General features: G+C 67.4%; 26 protein-coding genes and 1 pseudogene. 7 read left to right on the top strand and 20 right to left on the bottom strand.

Annotated features, from left to right (window positions below; genetic code table 11):
- The first annotated feature begins 96 nt into the window (after positions 1-96).
- On the top strand, positions 97-294 hold the full coding sequence (locus H0X91_RS12415) for a hypothetical protein (RefSeq protein WP_006483193.1): 198 nt from the start codon (positions 97-99) through the stop codon (positions 292-294).
- Positions 291-1,688, top strand: coding sequence for an ATP-dependent RNA helicase DbpA (gene dbpA / locus H0X91_RS12410; protein WP_023474839.1), 1,398 nt, complete (start codon positions 291-293; stop codon positions 1,686-1,688). Before H0X91_RS12415 ends, dbpA begins: the two co-directional genes overlap by 4 nt.
- Before the next feature lie 21 nt (positions 1,689-1,709).
- Here the strand turns inward: dbpA and H0X91_RS12405 are convergent, their stop codons facing one another.
- Positions 1,710-2,321 (bottom strand): LysR family substrate-binding domain-containing protein, encoded by a 612-nt coding sequence (locus H0X91_RS12405; protein WP_330165483.1) that lies wholly within the window; start codon positions 2,319-2,321, stop codon positions 1,710-1,712.
- Positions 2,322-2,475: 154 nt separating this feature from the next.
- Positions 2,476-2,601, bottom strand: a pseudogene (locus tag H0X91_RS35315) (LysR family transcriptional regulator); the annotation flags it as partial.
- 125 nt (positions 2,602-2,726) lie between these two features.
- On the opposite strand from H0X91_RS35315, the gene hndA reads away from it, so the two are divergent.
- Entirely contained in the window at positions 2,727-3,677 is a 951-nt protein-coding gene (gene hndA / locus H0X91_RS12400) for a 2-hydroxy-1-naphthoic acid nonoxidative decarboxylase (RefSeq protein ID WP_196433060.1), read from the top strand.
- A 77-nt stretch (positions 3,678-3,754) separates the two neighbouring features.
- Here the strand turns inward: hndA and H0X91_RS12395 are convergent, their stop codons facing one another.
- The 17 genes from H0X91_RS12395 to H0X91_RS12315 all read right to left on the bottom strand — a co-directional run bounded on the left by H0X91_RS12395 (position 3,755) and on the right by H0X91_RS12315 (position 17,581).
- On the bottom strand, positions 3,755-4,657 hold the full coding sequence (locus H0X91_RS12395; protein WP_069353098.1) for a SphA family protein: 903 nt from the start codon (positions 4,655-4,657) through the stop codon (positions 3,755-3,757).
- A 121-nt stretch (positions 4,658-4,778) separates the two neighbouring features.
- Positions 4,779-5,600: an alpha/beta fold hydrolase gene (locus tag H0X91_RS12390; RefSeq protein ID WP_034203019.1), complete on the bottom strand. Its 822-nt coding sequence runs from the start codon at positions 5,598-5,600 to the stop codon at positions 4,779-4,781.
- 36 nt (positions 5,601-5,636) lie between these two features.
- Positions 5,637-5,828, bottom strand: coding sequence for a 2-hydroxymuconate tautomerase (locus H0X91_RS12385; RefSeq protein WP_034203020.1), 192 nt, complete (start codon positions 5,826-5,828; stop codon positions 5,637-5,639).
- Positions 5,829-5,856: 28 nt separating this feature from the next.
- Positions 5,857-6,645 (bottom strand): 2-oxo-3-hexenedioate decarboxylase, encoded by a 789-nt coding sequence (gene dmpH / locus H0X91_RS12380; protein ID WP_196433059.1) that lies wholly within the window; start codon positions 6,643-6,645, stop codon positions 5,857-5,859.
- On the bottom strand, positions 6,642-7,688 hold the full coding sequence (gene dmpG / locus H0X91_RS12375) for a 4-hydroxy-2-oxovalerate aldolase (RefSeq protein WP_060264262.1): 1,047 nt from the start codon (positions 7,686-7,688) through the stop codon (positions 6,642-6,644). Before dmpG ends, dmpH begins: the two co-directional genes overlap by 4 nt.
- A 40-nt stretch (positions 7,689-7,728) precedes the next feature.
- The gene (locus tag H0X91_RS12370; protein WP_060264259.1) at positions 7,729-8,649 is read right to left on the bottom strand and encodes an acetaldehyde dehydrogenase (acetylating); all 921 of its coding nucleotides are present in this window, start codon (positions 8,647-8,649) and stop codon (positions 7,729-7,731) included.
- Positions 8,650-8,690: 41 nt separating this feature from the next.
- Positions 8,691-9,473, bottom strand: a complete 783-nt coding sequence (gene dmpE, locus H0X91_RS12365) for a 2-oxopent-4-enoate hydratase (protein ID WP_060264257.1) — start codon at positions 9,471-9,473, stop codon at positions 8,691-8,693.
- Positions 9,474-9,489: 16 nt separating this feature from the next.
- A complete protein-coding gene (locus H0X91_RS12360; protein WP_080331077.1) occupies positions 9,490-11,013 on the bottom strand; it encodes a 2-hydroxymuconic semialdehyde dehydrogenase in 1,524 nt (507 codons plus the stop codon).
- Positions 11,014-11,102: 89 nt separating this feature from the next.
- Positions 11,103-11,552 carry a GlcG/HbpS family heme-binding protein gene (locus H0X91_RS12355; protein WP_052106040.1) on the bottom strand — a complete coding sequence of 150 codons (450 nt, stop codon included), beginning with the start codon at positions 11,550-11,552 and terminating at the stop codon, positions 11,103-11,105.
- A 21-nt stretch (positions 11,553-11,573) separates the two neighbouring features.
- Entirely contained in the window at positions 11,574-12,518 is a 945-nt protein-coding gene (locus H0X91_RS12350; RefSeq protein WP_196433058.1) for a catechol 2,3-dioxygenase, read from the bottom strand.
- An 18-nt stretch (positions 12,519-12,536) separates the two neighbouring features.
- Complete coding sequence (locus H0X91_RS12345) at positions 12,537-12,893, bottom strand: 2Fe-2S iron-sulfur cluster-binding protein (protein ID WP_034203026.1); 357 nt, start codon at positions 12,891-12,893, stop codon at positions 12,537-12,539.
- Position 12,894: 1 nt separating this feature from the next.
- Entirely contained in the window at positions 12,895-13,959 is a 1,065-nt protein-coding gene (locus H0X91_RS12340) for an NADH:ubiquinone reductase (Na(+)-transporting) subunit F (protein ID WP_080331079.1), read from the bottom strand.
- Between the two features lie 25 nt (positions 13,960-13,984).
- Positions 13,985-14,341, bottom strand: coding sequence for a phenol hydroxylase subunit P4 (locus H0X91_RS12335; RefSeq protein WP_034203028.1), 357 nt, complete (start codon positions 14,339-14,341; stop codon positions 13,985-13,987).
- Positions 14,342-14,432: 91 nt separating this feature from the next.
- Positions 14,433-15,983, bottom strand: a complete 1,551-nt coding sequence (locus H0X91_RS12330; RefSeq protein ID WP_080331080.1) for an aromatic/alkene/methane monooxygenase hydroxylase/oxygenase subunit alpha — start codon at positions 15,981-15,983, stop codon at positions 14,433-14,435.
- 38 nt (positions 15,984-16,021) lie between these two features.
- Complete coding sequence (locus tag H0X91_RS12325; RefSeq protein WP_034203030.1) at positions 16,022-16,291, bottom strand: MmoB/DmpM family protein; 270 nt, start codon at positions 16,289-16,291, stop codon at positions 16,022-16,024.
- 35 nt (positions 16,292-16,326) lie between these two features.
- On the bottom strand, positions 16,327-17,322 hold the full coding sequence (locus H0X91_RS12320) for a phenol hydroxylase (RefSeq protein WP_034203031.1): 996 nt from the start codon (positions 17,320-17,322) through the stop codon (positions 16,327-16,329).
- 16 nt (positions 17,323-17,338) lie between these two features.
- The gene (locus H0X91_RS12315; RefSeq protein ID WP_372585096.1) at positions 17,339-17,581 is read right to left on the bottom strand and encodes a phenol hydroxylase subunit; all 243 of its coding nucleotides are present in this window, start codon (positions 17,579-17,581) and stop codon (positions 17,339-17,341) included.
- A gap of 275 nt (positions 17,582-17,856) precedes the next feature.
- On the opposite strand from H0X91_RS12315, the gene H0X91_RS12310 reads away from it, so the two are divergent.
- Both H0X91_RS12310 and H0X91_RS12305 read left to right on the top strand, forming a co-directional pair.
- On the top strand, positions 17,857-19,545 hold the full coding sequence (locus H0X91_RS12310) for a sigma-54-dependent Fis family transcriptional regulator (RefSeq protein ID WP_034203033.1): 1,689 nt from the start codon (positions 17,857-17,859) through the stop codon (positions 19,543-19,545).
- 1 nt (position 19,546) lies between these two features.
- Positions 19,547-20,269, top strand: a complete 723-nt coding sequence (locus H0X91_RS12305) for a GntR family transcriptional regulator (protein WP_034203034.1) — start codon at positions 19,547-19,549, stop codon at positions 20,267-20,269.
- 24 nt (positions 20,270-20,293) lie between these two features.
- Here the strand turns inward: H0X91_RS12305 and H0X91_RS12300 are convergent, their stop codons facing one another.
- Positions 20,294-21,118: a phosphate/phosphite/phosphonate ABC transporter substrate-binding protein gene (locus tag H0X91_RS12300; RefSeq protein WP_034203035.1), complete on the bottom strand. Its 825-nt coding sequence runs from the start codon at positions 21,116-21,118 to the stop codon at positions 20,294-20,296.
- 300 nt (positions 21,119-21,418) lie between these two features.
- Here H0X91_RS12300 and H0X91_RS12295 point away from each other — a divergent pair, with 300 nt between their 5' ends.
- Together H0X91_RS12295 and H0X91_RS12290 are read left to right on the top strand one after the other, a co-directional pair.
- Positions 21,419-22,444, top strand: a complete 1,026-nt coding sequence (locus H0X91_RS12295; protein WP_060264244.1) for a fatty acid desaturase — start codon at positions 21,419-21,421, stop codon at positions 22,442-22,444.
- 172 nt (positions 22,445-22,616) lie between these two features.
- A complete protein-coding gene (locus tag H0X91_RS12290; RefSeq protein WP_196433057.1) occupies positions 22,617-23,819 on the top strand; it encodes a benzoate/H(+) symporter BenE family transporter in 1,203 nt (400 codons plus the stop codon).

Raw genomic sequence — 23,819 nt, 5'->3', positions numbered from 1 at the left:
CGCCGGTGCGGCCCGCGCCCGAGCCGCGCGAGCGCCGCCCGCCGTGGCCGCGCCCGCCCGGGCGCGCCATCAACCGAATTCAGCTGGAGAAAGACCGTGTTTACCTGCCGAAACCAGAGCTGCGGCACGCAGTGGGAGCAGTCCGACGTCGTCATCAAGGACGAAGGCCAGGGGCTGCTGTTCCGCTGCCCGCTGTGCGGCGCCCGCAACTATCTCGAACGCTTCGAGGACGACGAAGGCAACGTCGTCTACGAGCAGATGGAAGGCCGCCCCTACCTCGGAGACCTGTCTTGACCCAACCGACCGCCACGCCGTTCAGCGCGCTGCCGCTGACGCCCGCCACGCTCGCGAACCTCGCGCAGCTCGGCTATGTCGACATGACGCCGATCCAGGCCGCGAGCCTGCCGGTCGCGCTGGCCGGCCAGGACTTGATCGCGCAGGCGAAGACGGGCAGCGGCAAGACCGCCGCGTTCTCGCTCGCGCTGCTCGCGCGCCTCGATGCGCGCAGCTTCGACGTGCAGGCGATGATCCTGTGCCCGACCCGCGAGCTCGCCGACCAGGTCGCGCAGGAAGTGCGCCGCCTCGCGCGCGCCGAGGAGAACGTGAAGGTGCTGACGCTGTGCGGCGGCACGCCGATGCGTCCGCAGGCGCAGAGCCTCGAGCACGGCGCGCACATCGTCGTCGGCACGCCGGGCCGCATCATGGATCACCTCGACCGCGGCAACCTGAAGCTCGACGCGCTGAACACGCTGGTGCTCGACGAAGCCGACCGGATGCTCGACATGGGCTTCTTCGACGACATCGCGAAGGTCGCCCGGATGTGCCCGACGACGCGTCAGACGCTGCTGTTCTCCGCGACCTATCCGGACGGCATCGCGAAGCTGAGCCAGCAGTTCCTGCGCAATCCAAAAGAGATCAAGCTCGCGGAACGCCACGACGACAGCAAGATTCGCCAGCGCTTCTATGAAGTGACCGAGGACGAGCGGCTGCATGCAGTCGGCCAGTTGCTGAACCACTACCGGCCGGTGAGCACGATCGCGTTCTGCAACACCAAGCAGCAATGCCGCGATCTGCTCGACGTGCTGCACGCGCAAGGCTTCCACGCGCTCGCGCTGCACGGCGAGCTCGACCAGCGCGAGCGCGACCAGGTGCTGATCCAGTTCGCGAACCGCAGCTGCTCGGTGCTGGTGGCGACCGACGTCGCCGCGCGCGGGCTCGACATCGCGCAGCTCGAAGCGGTGATCAACGTCGACGTGACGCCCGACCCCGAAGTGCACGTACACCGCATCGGCCGCACCGGCCGCGCGGATCAGGACGGCTGGGCGCTTAGCCTCGCGAGCATGGACGAGATGGGCCGCGTCGGCGCGATCGAACAGGCGCAGAAGCGCGAGGTCGAATGGCATCCGCTCGCTGAACTGAAGCCGGCGGACGACAGCGTGCTGCTGCCGCCGATGGAAACGCTGCAGATCCTCGGCGGGCGCAAGGACAAGATCCGCCCGGGCGACGTGCTCGGCGCGCTGACCGGCGACGCCGGGTTCGACGGCAAGCAGATCGGCAAGATCAACGTGACCGAGTTCTCGACCTATGTCGCGATCGAGCGCGGCGTCGCACGCGACGCGCTGCGCAAGCTCAATGCGGGGAAGATCAAGGGCAAGCGCGTCAAGGTCCGGTTGATGGACGAGGAGTAACACCGAAGCGCGCCGCGACCCTCACGCGGCGCGCTCGCGCAGCATCGCCAGGTACGCCCGTACCGCCCCCCATTCCCCGCCGATCCGGCTGAGCGCGACGAGTTCCGAGCCCGGCACGTTGCCGGCGAGTGTCCGGTACACGATGTTCGGCGCCGCGATCCGGCTCAGCGGCGACGGCACCAGCGCCACGCCAAGCCCGGCCCCCGTCAACGCCAGCACCGACAGCGTGCTGCTCACCTTGTGTGCGATGCGCGGCGCCTTGCCGAGCACCTGCCGCAAGATCGCAAGCTGCCCTTCGTCGTCGCCGTCCGCCGCGTAGAAAATGAACGGCTCGTCCGCGAGTGCCGCGACACTCACCGTGCGCCGCTTCGCCAGCGCGTGCCGGTCGGTCATCATCACGTCCCACGCCCAGCTGCCGACGGTCCGCACGGCCAGCTTCGAATCGAACGCCGTGCCGAACGCCGGGCAATAGCCAATGTCGAGCCGGCCCGCGAGGATCGCGTCCTGCTGCGCGGCCGGCGCCATCTCGTGCAGGTCGAGCGTCACTTCCGGCCATGCCGCATGAAACGCAATCAGGTCGTCGGACAGCCGCCCCGTCGCGACCGCATTGCCGACGAAGCCGATCCGCACCACGCCCGTCTCGCCGCGCGCCGCGCGCCGCGCGCTGCACCAGCGTCTTCGCACGCTCGGCCTGCTCGAGCGTGTGTCGCGCCTCGGTCACCAGCAGCCGGCCGGCGTCGGTCAGCGCCACCTTGCGCGTGCTGCGCTCGAACAGCGGCGTGCCCAGTTCCTCCTCGAGCGCGCGAATCTGCATGCTCAGCGCGGGCTGCACGATATGCAGCCGCTCCGCCGCGCGGCCGAAATGCCCCTCTTCGGCAACCGCGAGAAAGTAGCGCAAATGGCGAAGGTCCATACGGCGGTCGATTCATCACTGAAAACGATCAAGTTTGAAATTTAATCTATTGGATTGAAAAATCAACCACGCGCATCCTGACGATCAGACGTTGCACCGCAGCGCACTTCCACAGGAGCCGAATCATGTCCGACCGCAACCGAATCGATGTTCACCAGCATGTCGTCCCGCCGTTCTGGGCCGACGCGCTGCCCGCCCACGGCGGCGACCCGTCCGGCTGGGGCAGCCCGACCTGGAGCTCGGAAAGCGCGATTGCGTTCATGGATTCGCTGGAAATCCAGACCGGCGTGCTGTCGCTGACGGCACCCGGCGTGCAGGGCTGGAACGGCCAGGCCAAGCGCGACATGGCGCACCAGGTCAACGAATACGTGGCCGGTCTCGTCGCGCAATGGCCGACCCGCTTCGGCAACTTCGCGACGCTGCCGCTGCCCGACGTCGACGGCACGCTCGCCGAAATCGGCCACGCGTTCGACACGCTGCAAGCCGACGGCGTCGTGCTGCTCAGCAACTACGGCGGCACGTATCTCGGCGATCCGGCCTTCGAATCCGTCTGGGCAGAACTCGACCACCGCCGCGCAGTCGTGTTCATCCACCCGGCGAAGCCCGCGATCGACGCGGTGCCCGGGATGCCCGGCCCGCTGCTCGACTATCCGTTCGATACGACGCGCACGGCCGTCCAGCTCGTGCTGAACGGCGTGATCGCGCGGCATCCGAACGTGCGCATCATCCTGTCGCATGCGGGCGGCTTCCTGCCGTACACCGCGTACCGCTTTGCCGAACTCGCACCGGGCGTGCGCAACGACGTCCCGAATCGCGACGGGCTGCTCGACCTGCTGCGCACGTTCTACTTCGATACCGCGCTGTCGGCGCCGTCCGCCCTGCCGAGCCTCACCGCGTTCGCGCAACCCGATCGCATGCTGTACGGCAGCGACTTCCCGTACGCGCCGCATGCCGTCAGCACATCGTTCACTCACGCGCAGGATGCGTATGCGGCGCTCGATGCAGACCGGCACGCCGCGATCAACCATGCGAACGCATTGCCGCTGTTCCCGCGTCTCGCGGCGCTCGCGCGGTAACGCATGACGCCGTGTTGCGTGACGCGCCGAACCCGCGACGGCGGCGCCGCGCGCGCAACCGGCTGCCCGCCGTCAGCTCAGAACGGGATGACGGCCTTCGCCCACACGGCCTCCCCGGCCGGCCGGTTGCGCACGAAGAACTCCTTCACGACGCGCGCTTCCACGCTGATCTTGCTGAACTGGTAGCGAAACCCCGGCCCGATCGCGAATGTCTGGCCGCGAAAGCCGTCGCCTGCGACCGGCTGCCCGTTCTGCATGTCGTCCGTCGTCTGCTTGACGAAGTAGCCCGACAACCCGACCCGCGCCTTCGGCGTGACCGCATAGCTCGCCGAATAGTCGACGTGAAACAGGTTCCCCGAGTGATAGTGGGTGTCGTTGTTCGGCGAGTTGAAGCTGTACGTGATCTTCGCGGACACCTCGACCTTGTCGTTTGGTAACCACGACACGCCGAATACCGGCCGCGCGGTGTGGTAGTGCTTGCCGGTGTTCAGCGCCGAATGTGCATCGTACTGCCCGGTCGGGAACACGAACTCGATCGCCGCGACCGTGCGCAGCGCGCCTGAACCCCACGCGATCAACGCGGGGCTGACGATCAGGTCGCCGAGGTTGGTGCGATCGAACGACGCGCCGCCCGCATCGAGCGAAAGGTGCTGCATGGGCAGCACCGCATACGCGCCATAGCGCCCGCCGAGCACCGACAGGTTCGACATCCAGACCACGCGCGGAATCAGCACGTCCGCATCGAGCTTGAAACCGGGCACCGACCCGTTGCCGTGCGAATCGTTGAAGCGCGACGCGTGGTAATGCGTGTAGTACAGCAGCGCATACAGCCCGGCCGGCGGCAGTGCGCCGGCAAAAAACGCCTCGGCGCCCTCGCCGATCGTGTCGCCGCCGCCCTCCGTCGCCCATGCGCCCGTGCTCAATGCGAGGCCCGCGCATGCGGCGAGCGAACACAACCCGAATGCAGACTTCCGTTTCATCGATGTCTCCAATATTCGTTCTACTGAATTGACTTTTTATCGAGGTGCCGTCATGAGCACCTGCGTTGCCGCCGCTTGCGCCGGTACGCGCGACGCGACGGCAACCCGTCCTGCCAATGGACTACGCGCTGAAATGGTCGATGACGAGCTGGTTGAAGCGCGCGGCGTGTTCGATCTGCGTCCAGTGCCCGCACCGGCCGAACACGTGGAGCTGGGCATTCGGCAGGAGCTCGAGCAACTTCAGCGAACTGTCGAGCGGAATCACGCGGTCCTCGCGCCCGTGCACGATCAGCGTGTCGTGCGTCAGTGCGCGCAGCTTCGCCTCGTCGCTCGCGAGCGCATCGACCCAACGCTGGCGCGGTGCCGGAAACATGTTCGCGAACGCCTCCTGGTAGCAAGGCCGCACACTCGCGTCGTAGCGCAGCTTCGCGAGTTCGTCGTTCACGAGCTCGCGATCGAACGCGAAGATGTCCAGCAGCGCGCGCATGTTCGCGATCGACGGCGTATAGCCCCAAACCGCGTCGAGCCCTTCGGTCAGCGTGAAGCGCGTACCGGCCGCGCCCATCAGCACGAGCCGGCCGACCCGCTCGGGCGCCCGGATCGCGAGTGCCAGCGCGAGCGCGCCGCCGAACGAATTGCCGACCACGTGCGCGCGCTCGATGTCGAGCGCGTCGAGCAGGCCGAGCGCGTGATCGACCCAGTGGTCCATCGAATAGCGGTATCCGGCCGGGCGCTCGGTTTCGCCGAAACCGGCCATGTCCGGCGCGATCACGCGAAACTGCCGCGCGAGTGCGGGCATCGTGAGCCGCCAGTTCGCATAGGCGGTCACGCCCGGCCCCGAGCCGTGGATCAGCAGCACGGGCGGCCCGTCGCCGGCGTCGTGATAGTTCGTGTCGATGCCGCCGGCGACGATCCGGCGGCCGATTTCAGGATTGGATGACATGACGCTCCTTCAGTCGATTCATGGGGACGTGGCGTGTTACCGCCCGCGCTGCTTCGCGCTCTGCCCGCCGATCCCGAAATGCGCTTTCGGCATCTCGGTGATAATCACGCGCACCGATTCGACCGGCGCGTCGAGCGAGCGGTGAATGGCCTCCGTGACTTCGGCGATCAGGCGTTCCTTCCTGTCGTCGTCGCGGCCTTCGAGGATGTAGAGATGAGCAACCGGCACGATGGCCTCCTGGGTGGTCGTGTTTCGTTCAGGTGAAACGCAGGCCGATCGAGCCGACGTCCTGCACGCGCAGCGTCACGCTGTCGCCGGCCGCGACGGCCACCGCCTCGGTGATGCCGCCGGACAGGATCAGGCTGCCCGCGGGAATCGATTCGCCGCGCGCGCCCAGGTGGTTCGCGAGCATCGCGACCGCGGCGGCCGGATGCCCGAGCACCGCCGCGCCGGCGCCGAACGCCACGGGCAAGCCGTTCTTCTCGAGCACGACGCCGAGCGTGCGCAGGTCGACGCCCTCCACCGCAAGCGGCCGCCCGCCCGCGACGAAGCGCGCGGCCGACGTGTTGTCGGCCACCACGCTCTTCAGGTCGAACTTGAAGTCGCGGTAACGGCTGTCGATCACCTCGATGCCGGCGATGACGAAATCGGTCGCGGCGAGCACCGCACCGATATGGCAGCCCGGCCCTTTCAGCTCGGCCTTCGTCACGAACGCGATCTCGGGCTCCACCTTTGGATGGATCAGCGCCGACGTGTCGCACTCGCCGCCGTCGGGCAGGTTGTAGATGTCCGTGAGGAAGCCGAACACGGGCGTGTCGACGCCCATCTGGCGCATCTTCGCGTGCGACGTCAGGCCGGCCTTGTAGCCGACGATCCGCGCACCGCGCCCGAGTTGCCGGCTTCGGATGGCGTCCTGCACCGCGTAGGCATCGTCCCAGTCCATCTCCGGATGGCGGTCGGTGATCTTCGGCGTGTCGCGCGCGTCGCGCATGCAGCCGTCGAGATGCGCGGCGAGCGATTCGACGATATCGGGGGTGAGGTTCATGCCGCCTCCCGCTTGGCTTGCGCTGCGCGCGCCTTCGCGAGCGTCAGCGCGGTGTCCTCGATCATGTCCTCCTGCCCGCCGACCATCCCGCGCCGGCCCAGCTCGACGAGGATGTCGCGTGCCGGGATCCCATACTTGTCGCCCGCGCGCTTCGCGAACAGCAGGAACGAGCCGTACACGCCCGCGTAGCCGAGCGTCAGCGCGTCGCGATCGAGCCGGATCGGGAAATCCATCATCGGCACGACGAGATCCTCCGCGACGTCCTGGATCTTCCACACGTCGACGCCGGTCTCGATGCCCATCCGCTCGCACACGGCGACGAACACTTCGAGCGGCGTATTGCCGGCGCCCGCGCCGAGCCCGGCCGCCGCGCCGTCGATCCGGGTCGCGCCGGCCTCGATCGCGGCGATCGAGTTCGCGACGCCCATCGCGAGGTTGTGATGGCCATGAAAACCGAGCTCCGTCTCCGGCAGCAGCGCATCGCGCACCGCGCCGAGGCGCGCCTTCACGTCGTCGGGCAGCATGTAGCCGGCCGAATCGGTGATGTAGACGCAGTTCGCGCCGTACGACTCCATCAGCTTCGCCTGCTTCACGAGCCCGTCCGGGCTGTTCATGTGGCTCATCATCAGGAAGCCGACGGTATCCAGGTCCAGCTTGCGCGCCATCGCGATGTGCTGCTCGGCGACATCGGCCTCGGTGCAGTGCGTCGCGACGCGAATCGTATGCACGCCGAGCACGTGCGCCTCCTTCAGGTGGTCGACGGTGCCGATGCCCGGCAGCAGCAGCGCCGATACCTTCGCGCGCTTGAGCAGCGGGATCACCGCGCCGAGGTATTCGGCGTCGGTGTGCGCGGGAAATCCGTAGTTGACCGACGAGCCGCCGAGCCCGTCACCGTGCGTGACTTCGATCAGCGGCACGCCGGCCGCGTCGAGCCCGGTCGCCACCGCGCGCATCTGGTCGAGCGTCATCTGGTGACGCTTCGGGTGCATGCCGTCACGCAGCGTCATGTCGTGGACGGTGATTCGCTTGCCTTTGAGGTTCATTGCCGTTTCCTTGTTCGTCCGGTCGTGGGATAAGCGCGCGTCAGGCGGCCTGCACGGCCGGCTGGAGCGCGAGGCGGCCAGCCAGCAGTTCCTCGGCGAACATCTCGGCGGTGCGCGCGGCGGCGGCCGTCATGATGTCGAGGTTGCCGGCGTACTTCGGCAGGTAGTCGCCGAGGCCTTCGACTTCGAGGTAAATCGACACGCGGTTGTCGTCGAACACCGGCCCGTTGACGAGCCGGTAGCCGGGCACGTAGCGCTGCACGTCGGCGATCATCGCGTGCACCGATTCGACGATGCGCGCCTCGTCGGGCGCGTCCTCGGTCAGGCAGTGCACGGTGTCGCGCATGATCAGCGGCGGCTCGGCCGGGTTGATCACGATAATCGCCTTGCCTTCCTTTGCGCCGCCGACCTGCGCGACCGCCGCCGCCGTCGTGCGCGTGAATTCGTCGATGTTCTTGCGCGTGCCGGGGCCGACCGAGCGCGACGACACGGTCGCGACGATCTCGCCGTAGGCGACCGGCTGCACGCGGGACACCGCGCGCACCATTGGGATCGTCGCCTGGCCACCGCACGTGACCATGTTCACGTTCATCTCGCCGGAGCCGATGTGGTCCATCAGGTTGACCGGCGGCACGCAGTACGGGCCGATCGAGGCCGGCGTCAGGTCGATCATCAGCACGCCGAGCGCATTGAGCTTGCGGCTGTTTTCCGCGTGCACGTAGGCGCTCGTCGCGTCGAACGCGATCTGCACGCCGTCGGCCTGCACGTGCGGCAGCAGGCCGTCGACGCCCTCCGCGGTCGTCTTCAGGCCGAGTTCGCGCGCACGCTTCAAGCCATCGGAATCGGGATCGATGCCGACCATCCACACGGGTTGGAGCACGGGGCTGCGCATGAGTTTGGCGAGCAGGTCGGTGCCGATGTTGCCGGGGCCGATCAGCGCGCAGCGGATCTTTCGGGTCATGGAGAATTCCTCGTTTGCCAGTGAAAGGGGAACGGCGCCGCTCACGCGAACCGCACCGAACATGCGCCGATCCCGCCGATCGACACACGGAAGTTGTCGCCGGGCCCGGCCGGCGCCATCGCGGCGAGCGCGCCGGACAGGATCACTTCACCCGCTTTCAGCGGAATGCCGAGCCGGCCTACCGTATTGGCGAGCCACGCGATTGCATTGACCGGCGAGCCGAGCGCGGCCGCGCCGGCGCCGGTACCGATCACGTCGCCGTTCTTCTCGAGCACCATCCCGCAGGTCGCGAGATCGACGCGGCGCGTGCTCACCGCCTGGTCGCCGAGCACGAACACGCCGCACGACGCGTTGTCGGCCACGGTGTCGCCGATCCGGATCTTCCAGTCGCGAATCCGCGAATCGACGATCTCGAAGCACGGCATCACGCATTCAGTCGCGGCCAGCACCATCGCGTTCGTCACGCCCGGGCCGAGCAGGTCGCGCTTAAGCACGAACGCGATCTCGCCTTCGGCCTTCGGCTGGATCAGCGTGTCGAGCGCGATGCACGCGCCGTCGCCATAGACCATCCCCGACAGCAGGTAGCCGAAATCGGGCTGGTACACGCCGAGCATGTCCATCACGGCCTTCGACGTGACGCCGATCTTCTTGCCGATCACGGTTTCCCCGGCGTCCAGGCGGCGCTGCACGAAGCGCTGCTGGATCCGGTACGCGTCGTCGACCGACAGGTCCTCGTGCTGCGACGTCAGCGGCGCGACGGGCGTGCGCGAGGTCATCGCGTCGTACAGCCGGTCGCCCAGCGCGGTAATCAACGTGGAGTCCATATGAGTTTTCCGGTCATTAACGGGTGGGGCAGAGCTTGATGCAGACGTTGCGCAGTTCCGTGTAGAACTCGAGCGAATGCACGCCGCCTTCGCGGCCGATGCCCGATTGCTTCGCGCCGCCGAACGCGGTGCGCAGGTCGCGCAGGAACCACGAATTGACCCACGCGATGCCGACGTCGATCGATGCGGCGACGCGATGCGCGCGGGACAGGTTGGTGGTCCAGATCGCGGTCGACAGCCCGTACGCGTTCGCATTCGCGCGGCCGATCACCTCGGCCTCCGAATCGAACGGCATCACGAGCGTGCACGGCCCGAAGATCTCGTCGCGCGCGATCGGCGAATCGTCGCTGAGGCCCGTCCAGATCGTCGGCTGCACCCATGCACCGTCGCGCAGCGCGTCCGGCATGTCGGGCACGCCGCCGCCCGTCACGACCGTCGCACCGAGTTCGGCGGCCTGGCGGTAGTACGACAACACCTTGTCGCGGTGCTCCTGGCTGATCAGCGGGCCGATGCCGGTCGTGTCCGCTTCGGGGCGGCCCGGCCGCAGCCGTTCGGCACCGGCCTTCAGCGCGGCGACGAAACGCTCGAACAGCGGACGCTCGACATACACGCGCTCGGTACCGAGGCACACCTGCCCCGCGTTCGCGAAGCACGAGCGCAACGTGCCTTCGACGGCCGCGTCGAAATCGCAGTCGGCAAACACGATCGCCGCGTTCTTGCCGCCCATCTCGAGGCTGACGGGTCGTGCGCCGTCGGCCGCCGCTTTCATGATCGCCGCGCCGGTACGCGTCTCGCCCGTGAACGTGATCGCGTTCACGCCCGGATGTGTCGTCAGGAATTCTCCGGCCGAACCGGGCCCGAAGCCGTGCACGACGTTGTAGACGCCGCGCGGCACACCGGCCGCGTTCATCACCTCGCCGAGCATCGCGGCCGTCTGCGGCGTTTCCTCCGACGGCTTCACGACCACCGTGTTGCCGCACGCGAGCGCGGGGCCGACTTTCCACGTCATCAGCAGCAGCGGCAGGTTCCACGGGCAGATCACGCCGACCACGCCGACCGGGCGGCGGATCGCATAGTTGAGCGCGCGCGCGCCGTCCGGCATCGCCATTTCGAAGGTTTCGCCCGGCACGTTCTTCACGACGTCGGCGAACACCTTGAAGTTCGCCGCGCCGCGCGGGATGTCGATATGGCTCGCGAGGCTGACGGGCTTGCCGGTGTCGGCCACCTCGGCTTCGAGGAAATCGTCGAAACGGCGCGTGATGCCGTCGGCCACCGCATACAGGAGGTCGACGCGCTGCGCGACGGTCAGGCCGCCCCACGGCCCCGACAGCGCCGCGCGCGCCGCCTGCACGGCCGCGTCGACGTCCGCACGGCTCGCTTCGGCCACGCGCGCGATCACGGCGTTGTCGAGCGGCGAGCGCTTGTCGAACCAGCGGTCGCCCGCGCGATAGTCGCCGTCGATGAAGTTGCGGACGCGCCGCGGTTCCGGCTGCCCGCCGGCGGGGCCGCGTGTCGCGGCGAGAGGTTCCGTGTCGTACATGATGTGATTGCCGATAGTCGTGAATCCGTGGTCCGATGCGGTCGCGAAGGACGTTCGCGCACCGCGCGCCGTGTTTCGTCGGCGGCCCGTCATCCGCGGTCGAAGCCGGCCGCGTCGAGGCCCGCGCGAGCACAGCTTTCGTCCTGCGCCTCGCTGCCGCCCGACACGCCGATGCCGCCGATCCGCGCGCCGTCGTCGATGATCGGCAGCCCGCCGCCGAACGCGACGAAGCGCGGGCGCAACACGAGCCCCTGCCGCACGGCTACCGAATGCGCGGCCAGTGCGTCGTGCCACGCGCCGGTCGGCAAGCCGAAGCTCGCGGCCGTGTACGCCTTGTCGATCGCGATGTCGATCGAATGCAGCGGCGCGCCGGGCATCCGCACGAATGCCGCGAGCAGGCCGGCCGCATCGACGACCGCGACGTTCACGCACACCCCGAGCCGCTCGGCGGCCGCTGCCGCCGCCTGGGCGGCGCTCGACGCGGCGGGCCAGTCGATCGTGCGCGTGACGACGCTGCGGGTCGAATCGTTGCAAGCCATGACGCTGTGCTCCTGTGCGAGTCAGGTGTAGACGGTCGTGAACGCTTCGTTCAGTTCACCGGAATGGAAGAAGATGCCGCGCCCGAGCTCGTCCTCGGTCCACGTCGTGACCGGGCGGTCGGGCTGCGCGAGATAGCCGAGCCCCGCGAAGGTTTCGTTTCGGTTGCCGCTCGGATCGAAGAAATAGATGGTCGTGCCGCGCGTGATGCCGTGCCGCGTCGGCGCGACGTCGATCTTCACCTTGTTCTTCGCCATCACGTCCGCCGACTTCAGCACGTCGGCCCAGTCGTCGAGGAAGAACGCGATGTGATGCAGCCCGTTGCGCGGGCCGCCGACGAACGCGATGTCGTGCGGCGTCGAGCTGCGGAACATCCACGTCGCGGCCTGGATCGTGTTGCCGGGGCCGACCATGACCTGCTCGGCCAGGTGGAAGTCGAGGCACTCGGCCATGAAGCGCGTGTTCTCCTCGACGCGGTTCACGCCGGCTTCCGGGGTGAGCTCGCACATCAGCAGGCAGTGGTCGAGCCAGTGCACGGCCGAGCCCGGAATATCGTCGGGCCACGGATCGGGATTCAGCGAACCGACCGCGGTGCCGACCAGCTCCTTCTTCGCGAACAGGCGCAGTTCGTGCCCGCTCGGCAGCAGGAAGCGCAACTGGCGGCCCACCGCCGGCAGCGCGCCCTCGGGCAGCATCTCCGTGCGGATGCCGTACGCCTCGATGCGCTGCTGCAACGCGTCGAGATCGGCGTCGTGCTCGACCTTGTAGGCCGCATGCTTGAGCCCGGCCTGATCGGACGGCGACAGGATCAGCGAATACCGATCCCATTCGTCCCAGCATTTCAGGTAGACGTTGCCGGCCGCGTCGCGCATCGTTTCCTGCATGCCGAGTACGCGGATGTAGTGACGCAACGCCGCTTCCATGTCCATCACCTTCAGATTGACATGACCAATACGCATCACACCCATGGTGAGTCTCCTCCTTGGTTACTTGTTGAGATCCGGCGCCTCGGCACAGGCCGAGCCGCAGAAAAACGGCTTTTTCAGCCGGCCCGCCACTTCCAGCTCGACGTCGCCGTCCGGCGCGACGCGGCATGCGAGCGCATAGCCGTCGCGCTCTTCATCCGCGCTCACGTGCGCGCGGCTGATCGGCCCGAGCCGGTGCACGGCGCCGCGCAGCACGCGCACCTTGCACACGCCGCAGCCGCCGTTCAGGCAGCCGACCGGAATGCCGCGCCGGCCGAGCTTCGCCATCCCGGCCAGCAACGATTCGCCTGACGCGCACGCATAGCGCTCGTCGGTCTGTGCGATCGTCACCGTGGCGCACACGCGGCCCGCGTCCATGTCACACCCGCCGGAACAGCGGGCTGCGCGTCTGTTGCGCGTCGGCCGCCGAGATGAACTTCTCGTGATAGATGTCGCGCTCGAACAGGCGCCCCTTCATCAGCGCGGTGATGCACGCGTCGATCATCGCGGGCGGCCCGCACAGGTACGCCTGGTGGCCGGAGAAGTCGCCGTCGAAATGCGCGTTCGCGACGTCGTGCACGAACCCGTGCGCGATCCCGCCGCCGGCATCGGCCGCCCCTTCGGACAGCGCCGGCACGTATGTGAAGTTCCGGTAACGTTCGGCGAGCGCGCGAAATTCGTCGTGGTAATAGAGTTCCTTCGCGTTGCGTTGGCCGTAGACCAGCGTGATCGGCGCGGTGACGCCGCTCGCGAGCAGGTCCGCGATCATCGAGCGCGGGCTCGACAGGCCCGATCCGCCGGCCATGAAGATCACCGGCAACGCGGCCGAGCGGCGCACGAAGAAGCGGCCGTACGGGCCCGACAGCCGCACGCGGTCGCCCGTCGCCAGCTGCTCGTGCAGGTAGCCGGTGCCGAGCCCGCCCGGCACCTGCCGCACGTTCAGCTCGATCTCGCCGGTGGCGGCCACGTCGGCCGGGGAATTCGCGATCGAGAACGCGCGACTCTGCCCGAGCCCCGGAATCTCGAGCTGCACGTACTGGCCGGCCTGGAAATGGATCGGCTGCGACAGCTTCAGGCGGATCGACTTGATGGTCGGCGTGAGTGCTTCGATGCGCATGACGTCCGCCGCGAAATCCTTGACCGGGATGATCTCCGCGTCCGGCTCCTCGTCGACGTCGGCCTCGATCACGGTGTCCGCCTGCAGCGTCGCGCAGCACGCGAGCGCCTTGCCTTCCTCGCGCTCGAAGTCCATCAGCGCGAACGGGTTCGCGTCGCCGAGATCGGTCTCGCCGTCGAGCACCGCGACCTTGCAGGTGCCGCACAGCCCGTGACAGCACGCGTGCGGAATGTAGATGCCCTGGCGCAGCGCCGCGTCGAGCATCGTCTGCCCTTCCTCGACCTCGATCGTGACGCCCAGCGGCTCGATGGTTAGTTGGTGACTCATGATGGTTCGTCCGTCCGCGTCGCGGTCAGAAGCTCGCGCCGCCGAGGCCGTCGAGGCCCGGCGTGCGGAAGCTGATCAGGTCCTTGTGCCCGAGACCGTTGCCGGCCAGGCTCTTCGCCGCGTCCGGCGCCCACGGCTTGCCGGAGCGGAACCACTCGACGCGATCCCAGTCGATCTTCGCGAAGTCGGGGTGGTAGCCGTAGACGGGCGGCAGCACGTCGCGCGCGAGCGCGCCGAACGGCAGGTCCGGCGGCAGCGGCAGGCAGAACGGCGCCGGGAACATCAGGTGGTCTTCCCAGCACACGTACAGCAGCGGTGCCGGAAACTTCCCGACCGCGTCCTTGATCGGGAAGTCGTAGGGTTTGAGCGCGATGACGGCCATGCTTGTCTCCTGTCGGCCGGCGTTCGCGCCTGTGCGCGTGCGCCGGTCTCGTTCAAGGTTGTGTAGGTGTTGCTTAGGTGTTACGTATCGATCAGTTGCTCGTGGCCTGGCCACGCCACGCCGCGAAGTTCTTCTGGTCTTCCGAGCCTTCGAAATCGAGGTTGTCGCGACCCATGCCCACCGCGTAGTAATCGAGTACGGCGGCGAGCGGATCGAAGCCCTCGGCGCTCGGGTCCGCATCCGGCGGGAAGCAGTTGCCCTGGTAGATCTGGTGCACGGGCAACCACGCCTGCACGTACTTCTGTGGCTCGTGATCGAAGATTTCCTTGCAGTGATCGCTGCAGAAATGGAACATGTTGCCGAGGTAGGCCGATTCGCGCGCGCCGATCTTGCGCGGATTGCCGGGCTCGGTGAACAGCATCGGGATCTGGCAGGTCTGGCACAGCATCGGCAGCGTCTTCATGTAGAAGCGGTTGCCGGCCTTCGCCTGTTCGCCCCAGTAGTCGAAACGCGTGCGGTAGTAGCGGTCGAACGAGTCGGGATACTTCGCGGACAGCCATGCCATCTCGTCCTCGGCCGGCACCCACGTGTGGAATGCGGACGCCGCGTTGAAGCCGTAGAACGTCGACCACGCCTGGTGGCTGATGTGGTCCTTGCCTTCGCACGCGTCCTGCCAGCCCTTCGGCTCGCGAATGCCGTAGCGCGCGAGATCCTTGAACAGCGCGCCGCCGTTCTGCTCCGCGTACATTTCCCACGACTCGCGCCAGCTCATCACACGCTTCGGCTGCATGTAATCCATCATCATCGCGACGAGCGTCAGCAGCCGGTAGCCGCGCCAGAACCACTTGTCGATCCAGCGCTGCACGATCGGCACGTTGTCCGGGTCCTGCTCGAGCAGGAACTTGATGCATTCGATGCCGAGCGTCATGTGGCGCGATTCGTCCGACTGCGCGGAGAAGCCGAACGTGACGGTCGACATGTCGCCGTTGTAGGCCGCGCCCGACATGAACGGCACGAACAGCAGGTTCGTCAGCACGTATTCGAACGAGAAGCTCACGGCGGTCAGGAATTCGAACGGCCCCGACGAGTACGCATCCTCGAAGAACGACTTCGGCACCGACAGGTACCAGACGCGATCGAACCAGTGGTTCGAGTGATGAAAGCCATTGAAGAACTTGTTGTACGTCGACATCGCGTGCGTTTCGGTCTGGTAGTGCCGCAATTCGTCGATCGACTGCATCTGGCACGCGATGCGCGCGCCCTCGCCGGTGAAGTGCCGACCGACGTGCGCGAAGCCGCGATGCGCGAGGTATTCGAGCGGCGTCACGCCCTGGATGAACAGCTTCAGGGCGTTGATGTAGCGCGCGTCCGTCACGCCGAGGAACGCGTTGTTCTGCGTGAACGCGTCGATCACCGCGTACAGCTTCTTTTCCTTCTCGCCCTGGTATTTCCAGTACGCGTCCATCGTCAGGCGGAACGGGTCGACCCACTTGTCCCAGTCGTGGATCTTGATGCCCTCGTAGCGGTCGTACGGGAAGACCTTGTCCATCGGCTGGTAGGTCGTCTCCCAGCCGAGGCCGCGCGTCATCGCCGCGTAGCGGTCCTTCAGGCCGAGTTTTTTCTTGAGCGTTGGCGTGTCCATTCGTGTCTCCGGTGTTGTCGGTGCGCGTGGCGCGTCGTTCAGTGCGTCCAGCTCAGCGTGAACTGGTCGTCGTCCTCGTCGATGTGGCCGGACAGCGTGATCAGGTTCACCTGAAGCTGCTGCAGGTCGAAGCGCGTGCCGGTCAGTTCCTCGATCGTTTCGCGGCGGATCGTCAGCCGGTCCGGCGAATCGATCTTGACCATCCCGGGCGACTCGACCACCACCGCGAGCGGGTTGTCGGCGACGATCGCCTCGACGATCGGTCTGGACTCCTCATTGGCCTGGAAGGCGATGAATACGTTGGACATGCTGGTTTCCTGGATGAAAGTTGGGCGGCCCGGGCTCAGCGCGTGAGGCCGAGCTTCGCGAGACGCGCGTAGAACTGTTCCCGCACTTCGTCGAGCGCCGCGCGGCCGTCGTCCTGCAGCGCCAGCGCCACCACCGGCGCGAGCGCGTCTTCAGCCCGCTTGGACCAGTCGCGCGTCCAGCGTGCCAGCAGCGCGCGGTTGTCGTCGGACTCGGACGCCATCGTCTTCACGACGGCATCGATCCAGCGGTTCGATTCGGTGTGCCATTCGGGCATGAACGCGGTCAGCATCGCCACCGCCGAGCCGCCCGCGAGGGCGATCCGTTCGTCGACGAAGCGGTCGTACACCAGCGGATAAAGCAGCCCGTCGAGCGCCAGGTTCTGCGCGACGAACAGTTCGACCGGATCGGCGACCACCAGCGTGTCCTCGACGTAGCGCCGCAGCGGCTGCCACGCGGCGCCGGCGGTCCACGCCGCCTTGGCGGTGTCGAGCACGTCGGGCTCGGCCATCGCGAGTGCGAGCCGCGTGAGGTATTGCGCGACTCCAAGGTTGTCCATTGCATGAAACATCGCGGGCGCCGTGAACGCGGTGCCATAGCCGAGCGCGCAGACCTGCGCGTTGTTCATGTTCGCGCCCCAGGCCGCGTGGCGCAGCGGCACCAGCACGTCGAGCGCATGTGCGGCGACGTCGTCACGCATCAGGCCGATCATCCGGCGCGACTCGACGAACTCGAAGTTCGCTTCCATCGTGTCCTGCTGGCGCGCCCGCGTGGTCGCCCACGACGCGTAGTAGAACTGGCGCGGGTCTTTCAGCGCATACCAGTTCGCCATCCGGATCGCCGAACGCGACGCGTCGAAGATCTCGTAATCGGGATCCCACGTCGGGCGGTAATGGAAGTTCGCCTGGGGCTGCGCGCCCATCATGCCTTCCTGGTAGCGCGTCGCCGTCTTGTCGCCGCCGATGTTCTGCGCCACGTGCGCAAAGGTATGCCGGAGCGGCTTGATGTCGACTGTCTTCAGCTCGATGGTCACTTCTTGCTCCTCAAGGTCATGGGTTCGCTTCGACGTCCAGCCGCGTGACATGCTGTTCGCGGCAGAACGCGTCGAAGGCGGCAGGAGGCAACGTCAGCTCGACGCACAGCTCCGGCGCGCCGCCGATCGACAACTCGAATTCGACGAAACCGCGTGGGTTCATGCCGGTGACGCGGACGCACTTGCGGCCCGGGTCGAGCGGGAAAAGATCGGGTTCGGGTGGATTCATTATCGGTGTCGCCTCCATGCCGTCCTTCAATGCAGCATCCGTGCCACGCGCGGCCGACTCGGCAAAAAAATCTCGATAATTCAGGGAAAGCCCTGACGCGAAGTTCTATTTCGCGATCCACAATAGCGGTTAACCAGAATGGAAACCGCGCCCCGGCGATTGCGCCGAACGCCCGATCCGGCGAGCCTCTTCATCATTTGAGCAACCCGGCATCACGCATTTGATGAAATGATCAAACGGTTGCCCGGGTTAGGGTGCCGCGAGCAGAAATTTCGAAAATCACGAGAAATCTCGACGGAGGAGACATGACGCGGCCCAGCCTGCCCCCCTTGCCGCCGGACACCGACCTGCGCAAGCTGATCCATTTTTCGGCGAGCGACGGCCGCATCTGGCTCGCCGGACAGCGGATGGTGCTGCTCCATGCCGGCGCACTGGCGACGCTGCGCCAGGAACTGATGGAAAGCGTCGGGCCCGCGCAGACGCGGCGCTTCTTCACGCGCGTCGGCTTCGCCGCCGGCGAACGGGACGCCGCGCTCGCCCGCGAGATCCGCAGCGGCGCGTCGCTGTTCGACATGTTCCATGTCGGCCCGCAGCTGCACATGCTCGAAGGCGCCGTGCAGGTCACGCCGCTGCGCTTCGAGGCCGATCCCGCGACCGGCGCGTTCTATTGCGAATACCGCTGGGAACATTCATGGGAGGCCGACGTGCACCGCCGCACGTTCGGGCCGCAGCCCGAGCCGGTGTGCTGGATGCTGATCGGCTATGCGACCGGCTATACGAGCGCCTTCATCGGCCGGACGATCCTGTTCAAGGAAACGAGTTGCGTCGGCATGCACGACCCGCACTGCACGATCGTCGGCAAGCCGGCCGAAGAGTGGCCCGACGCCGAGGAAATCTCGTCGTGGTTCAAGGCCGATTCGCTGATCAACACGATTCGCGACCTGCAGACCGAGGTCGAATCGCTGCGCCTCGAGATCGCGCCCGACGATGACCGCACGCGGCTCGTCGGCCGCTCCGACGCGTTTCGCGCCGCCTATGCGCTGCTCGAAACGGCCGCGCCCACCAAAGTGGCCGTTCTGCTCACGGGAGAAACGGGTGTCGGCAAGGAGCGCTTTGCCCGCGCACTGCACAGTCTCAGCCCGCGCGCCACGAAGCCGTTCGTCGCGATCAACTGCGCGGCCATTCCGCATGCGTTGATCGAGTCGGAACTGTTCGGCGCGGAGAAAGGCGCCTTCACGGGCTCGCAAGTCGCGCGTGCCGGGCGCTTCGAGCGCGCGAACGGCGGCACGCTGTTCCTCGACGAAATCGGCGAGTTGCCGCTCGACGTGCAGGCCAAGCTGCTGCGCGTGCTTCAGGAGGGCGAGGTCGAACGGCTCGGCGCGACCGACGGCAGGAAGGTGGATGTGCGCGTCGTCGCGGCGACCAACCGCGATCTCGAACAGGCCGTGCGCGACGGCACCTTCCGCGCCGACCTCTACTACCGGATCAACGTCTACCCGGTGCTGATTCCGCCGCTGCGCGACCGCCAAGACGACATCGCGCTGCTCGCGCACGCGATGCTGGAACGCTTCGCGTCGCTGCACGGCAAGCCGGCGCCCACGCTGACCGACTACGCGTATGACGCGCTGCGCGGCTACCGGTGGCCCGGCAACGTGCGTGAACTCGAGAACCTGATCGAGCGCGCGGTGATCCTGTCGCGCCCGAACCGGCCGGTCGACGCGAAGGACCTGTTCCCCGGCGTCGGGCTGCCCGGCGGCGCAACCGTCGACCGGGCGGGGCAGATCAAACCGACCGCCGCGCTATCGATCGACTGCGCGACGATCCTCGACCAGTTGCAGGGCTGCGGTGGGCTCGACGGCCTCGAGCGCGCGCTGCTGCATGAGGCCGTCGATCGCGCGAACGGCAACCTGTCGGCCGCCGCCCGCCTGCTCGGGCTGACGCGCGCGCAGCTCAGCTATCGCCTCAACCGCAAACAGGATCAGGAGGACGCGTGACATGAACACCATCCTGCCGGCCCACCCGTTCGCCGACGCACTGCCCGACGACGCGATCGAACCGCATGCCCGCACGCTCAGCGAGCATGCGTACCACCAGCTTCGCCAGCACATCATCGAGGGGCATTACCAGCCCGGCGCGAAGCTGCGCGTCGAGCACCTGAAGAACGTCTACGGCGTCGGCGCGGGCACGCTGCGCGAGGCGCTCACGCGGCTGGTCAGCGATGCGCTGGTCGTCGCCGAAGGGCAGCGCGGGTTTCGCGTCACGCCGATGTCGGTCGACGATCTCGAAGCGATCACGCGGCTACGTATCCATATCGAGGTCGATGCGCTGCGCGAATCCGTGCGGCGCGGCGACGATGCGTGGGAACGGAGGGTGCGGCAAAGCTTCGAGATGCTGTCGGCCTGGGAGCAGCCGGTATCGATCGAACACCGAACCGCGTGGGAATCGTGCAACCGGCGCTTTCACGAAGCGCTGATCTCGGCGGCCGCGACGCCGTGGACGTATCTGATCCTGCGCATGCTGTCGCAGCAAAGCGAACGTTACCGGCGCGTGTGCATCGGGCTCGGCGATTCGAAACGCGACGTACATGCGGAGCACATGTGCCTGTTCGACGCCGCGATGCGGCGCGCCGATGCGCGCGCGGCACTCGCGCTCGAAGACCATATCGGCACGACGCTCGCCGTCGTGCGCAACGCGCCGCCCGGTACGCTGCCGTTCTAGCGCTTCACCGCGCGTCCGCGGCGCTCAGGTTAGTTCGGAATAACCGTGCGCGGCCGCCTCGCGCTCGAATCGCGCAATCGCGTCGTAATCGCCCGGCGACAACCGTTCGAATCCCTTCAGCCGCAGCACGCGCGCGCGTTCCGCATCGGCGGCGACCGCGCGGTCGAGCGCGTCCTGCAACGAGGCGACGTGCGTTTCCGGCAGTGCGCGCGATGCGATGAACGGCAATCCCGGCGCAGCGGCCGTCATCCCGATGATCCGGATGTCCTGCAGCAGATCGGGCAACGCGTCGCGCACATACGCAAACGTCACGCAATCGATCGCCGCGCAATCGGTTTCCGCTGAAGCCAGCGCACGCAGCACGTTCAGATGCGAGCCGAGCGCGGCAACCGATCCGAAGAATCGTCCGTCGCGCGCATGCGGCGCGACCGCATGCCGGAGCGCGTTCATCCCGCTGTGCGAATCCCGACCGTTGAATGCGGCCCGCAGCCCGTGGCATGCGGCGAGCGTCGTCGCGCCGCCCGCATGCGCACGAGCCGACACGACCAGCACACTGCTGTAGTGCGCGCCGTGGCAACCCTCCGCATCGAACACGGGGGTTGCAATCAGTCGCACGACATCGCGCAGGCCCAGCAGCCGGTACGGGTAGCCGCAGGTCTGCGACAGCAGCAGGTCATCGCGCCGCCACAGCGCATGCAGGTCGTCGAAGGGTTCGTCGGGAAGCGTGACATCGGCAGGCCCACCCGCGTTCGCGAACGCATCGAGCGCGTCGCGCAGCAGGGCGCGCCACAGCGTGTCGTGGCGCGGCGTCACGTTGTACATCGGCAGTACTGCGATCCATGGGTTCATGCGGGCATTCTACGCATCGCCGCTCACGCAGCGGAACCCGGTTCGATCTCGGTAAAACGGGGGCTGATCGTCGCGCAGCGCGCCTGAAGCTTATCGGCCGCGCGGCGATAAGCAAATGCGAATCGATTGGTTGGCCGCGCGGCGCGATCCCGGTACCGTCCTGATGCCTGCCCGAGCATCGCCATTGCTCGTGATAACGGACAGGCCGACCGTGATCCGCGAGACACCAGCGCACCCGGGCCGAGCGCCCCGGTTCCATCGCTCGTTCCCCGCACTGCCCGATCCACCTGCCTCAACGCCATGGCCGAATACTTCGACGTCGACCACGCGCGCGCGATCGCCGCGCTCGACGCCCGCTTCACCGCCCGGACCGAGTGGCCGACCTGGCTGCTGGTCGTCGTCATATACGGCGGCTGGCTCGCCGTGCTGCTGCTCGTGCGCGACGGGCATCTGTCGCTCGCCGCCGCGACGCCGCCGCTGATCCTGCTCGGCGCATGGCATCTGTCGCTGCAGCACGAGCTGCTGCACGGCCATCCGACGCGTTCCGCCTTCGTGAACAAGCTGCTCGGCTATCCGCCGCTGACGGTCTGGTATCCGTACACGCTGTATCGCGACACGCATCTCGAGCATCATCGCGACGAGGACCTGACCGTGCCGGGCGTCGATCCCGAAACGAACTACGTGACGCGCGAACGCTGGGCGCGGCTGCCGCGCTGGCGCCGGGCGCTGATGGTCGCGCGCAAGACTTTCATCGGACGCATCGTCGTCGGGCCGCCGCTCGCCGTCGCCACGACATTCCGCGATGCGGTCGTCGCGTTCCGGCGCGGCGACTTCCGCTATCTGCCGATGTGGGTGACGCATGCCGCGTGCGTGGTTGCGCTGCTCGCGGGGCTGCAATGGGCGATCGGCGTGCCGTGGTGGTACTACCTGCTGGCCGTCACGTGGCCCGCGCTGTCGCTCGCGATGATCCGCTCGCTGTACGAGCATCGCGCCGCCCCGCATCCGAAGGCGCGCATCACGATCAACGAAGCCGGCTTCGCGATGCGGCTGCTGTACCTGAACAACAACTATCACCTTGTCCACCACGACCTGCCGAAGCTGCCGTGGTACGACCTGCCGCGCGCGTACCGGATGCGGCGCGCCGCGTATGCGGAGAAATGCGGCGGCTTCGTGATCCGCGGCGGGTATCGCGCGTTGCTCGCGCGCCATGCGTGGACGCCGACCGATCCGCCCGTGCATCCGTTCGACGCGGGCACGGCATCGCTGTCGACCGGCGGCGGGATCAAGGTGGCGGTGGTCGACAAGGTGTTGCAGATCAGTACCTGACGTCAGACGTTTCCGCGTTTCGGCGCCCATCCTTACGAAAAGCCGACAACGTCGATCGCCGCCCGCGAATTGCCAATTGCGCCGGCAATGCGCAGAATGGCGGCTCATCCGGGGCTTCCAACAATCACTCGCCCCGGCTCCGCCGCACGGCCGCGCGCTTTTCCCCACGACGATGCAACCCAACACCCCGCCCGGCGCTATCCGCACGCTCGGTAACGACTGGTCCGTTTCCGCGATCACCGCAGGCTTTCTCGCGGTCCTGATTTCCTACGCGGGCCCGCTCGCGATCTTCTTCCAGGCGTCGCAGGCCGCGCATGCGTCCAACGAGATAGTGACGTCGTGGGTCTGGGCGATCTCGATCGGCGCGGGCGTGTCGGGCCTGTTCGCGAGCTGGAAGCTCAAGGTGCCCGTCGTCACCGCGTGGTCGGCGCCCGGCACCGCGCTGCTCGTCGGCCTGTTTCCACAACTGACGCTCAACCAGGCCGTCGGCGCGTACATCACGGCCGCGCTGATCATCCTGGCGATCGGCGTCTCCGGGTATTTCGACCGGCTGGTGCGCCACATCCCGCGGGGCATCGCGTGCGGCATGATGGCCGGCATCCTGCTGCCGTTCGGCATACATGCGTTCTCCGCCGCGTCGGCGCAGCCCGCGCTCGCGTTTGGGATGATCGCGGCCTACGTGATCTTCCGGCGCCTGCTGCCGCGCTACAGCATCGTGCTCGTGCTGTTGACGGGCGCCGCGCTCGCGACGCTGCTCGGGATGGCGCATCTCGGCAACGTGTCGCCGAGCCTCGCGCGTCCGATCTTCATCGCGCCCGAATGGACGCTCGGCACGACGCTCAGCCTCGCGCTGCCGCTCGTCGTCGTCAGCCTCACCGGCCAGTTCCTGCCGGGGATGGCGATCCTGCGCGTGTCCGGCTATCACACGCCGGCGCGCCCGATCATCACGGCGACCAGCGTGATGTCGCTGCTCGTCGCGTGCTTCGGCGGGATCACGATCGTCGTTGCCGCGATCACCGCGGCGCTGTGCACCGGCAAGGATGCGCACGAGGATCAGGACCGGCGCTACGTCGCCGGGCTCGTGAACGGCGTGATCTATCTGATCGGCGGGCTCTTCGCGGGCACGATCGTCACGCTGTTCTTCGCGCTGCCGAAGGCGTTCGTCGCGATTCTGGCGGGACTCGCGCTGATCGGCGCGATCAGCGCAAACGTGCACGGGATCTTCGAGGACGAGAACCACCGCGAAGCGTCGGTGATCACGTTTCTCGCGACCGCGTCGGGGATGACCTGGCTCGGGCTCGGGTCGGCGTTCTGGGGGATCGTGATCGGGTCGGTGGCGTATGGGGTGTTGAACGGGGTGCGGCGGCCCGCGTGA

Source organism: Burkholderia sp. 9777_1386 (assembly GCF_015712265.1).
GTDB classification, from domain to species: domain Bacteria; phylum Pseudomonadota; class Gammaproteobacteria; order Burkholderiales; family Burkholderiaceae; genus Burkholderia; species Burkholderia cenocepacia.
This window is presented reverse-complemented; position numbering and strand designations above follow the sequence as displayed.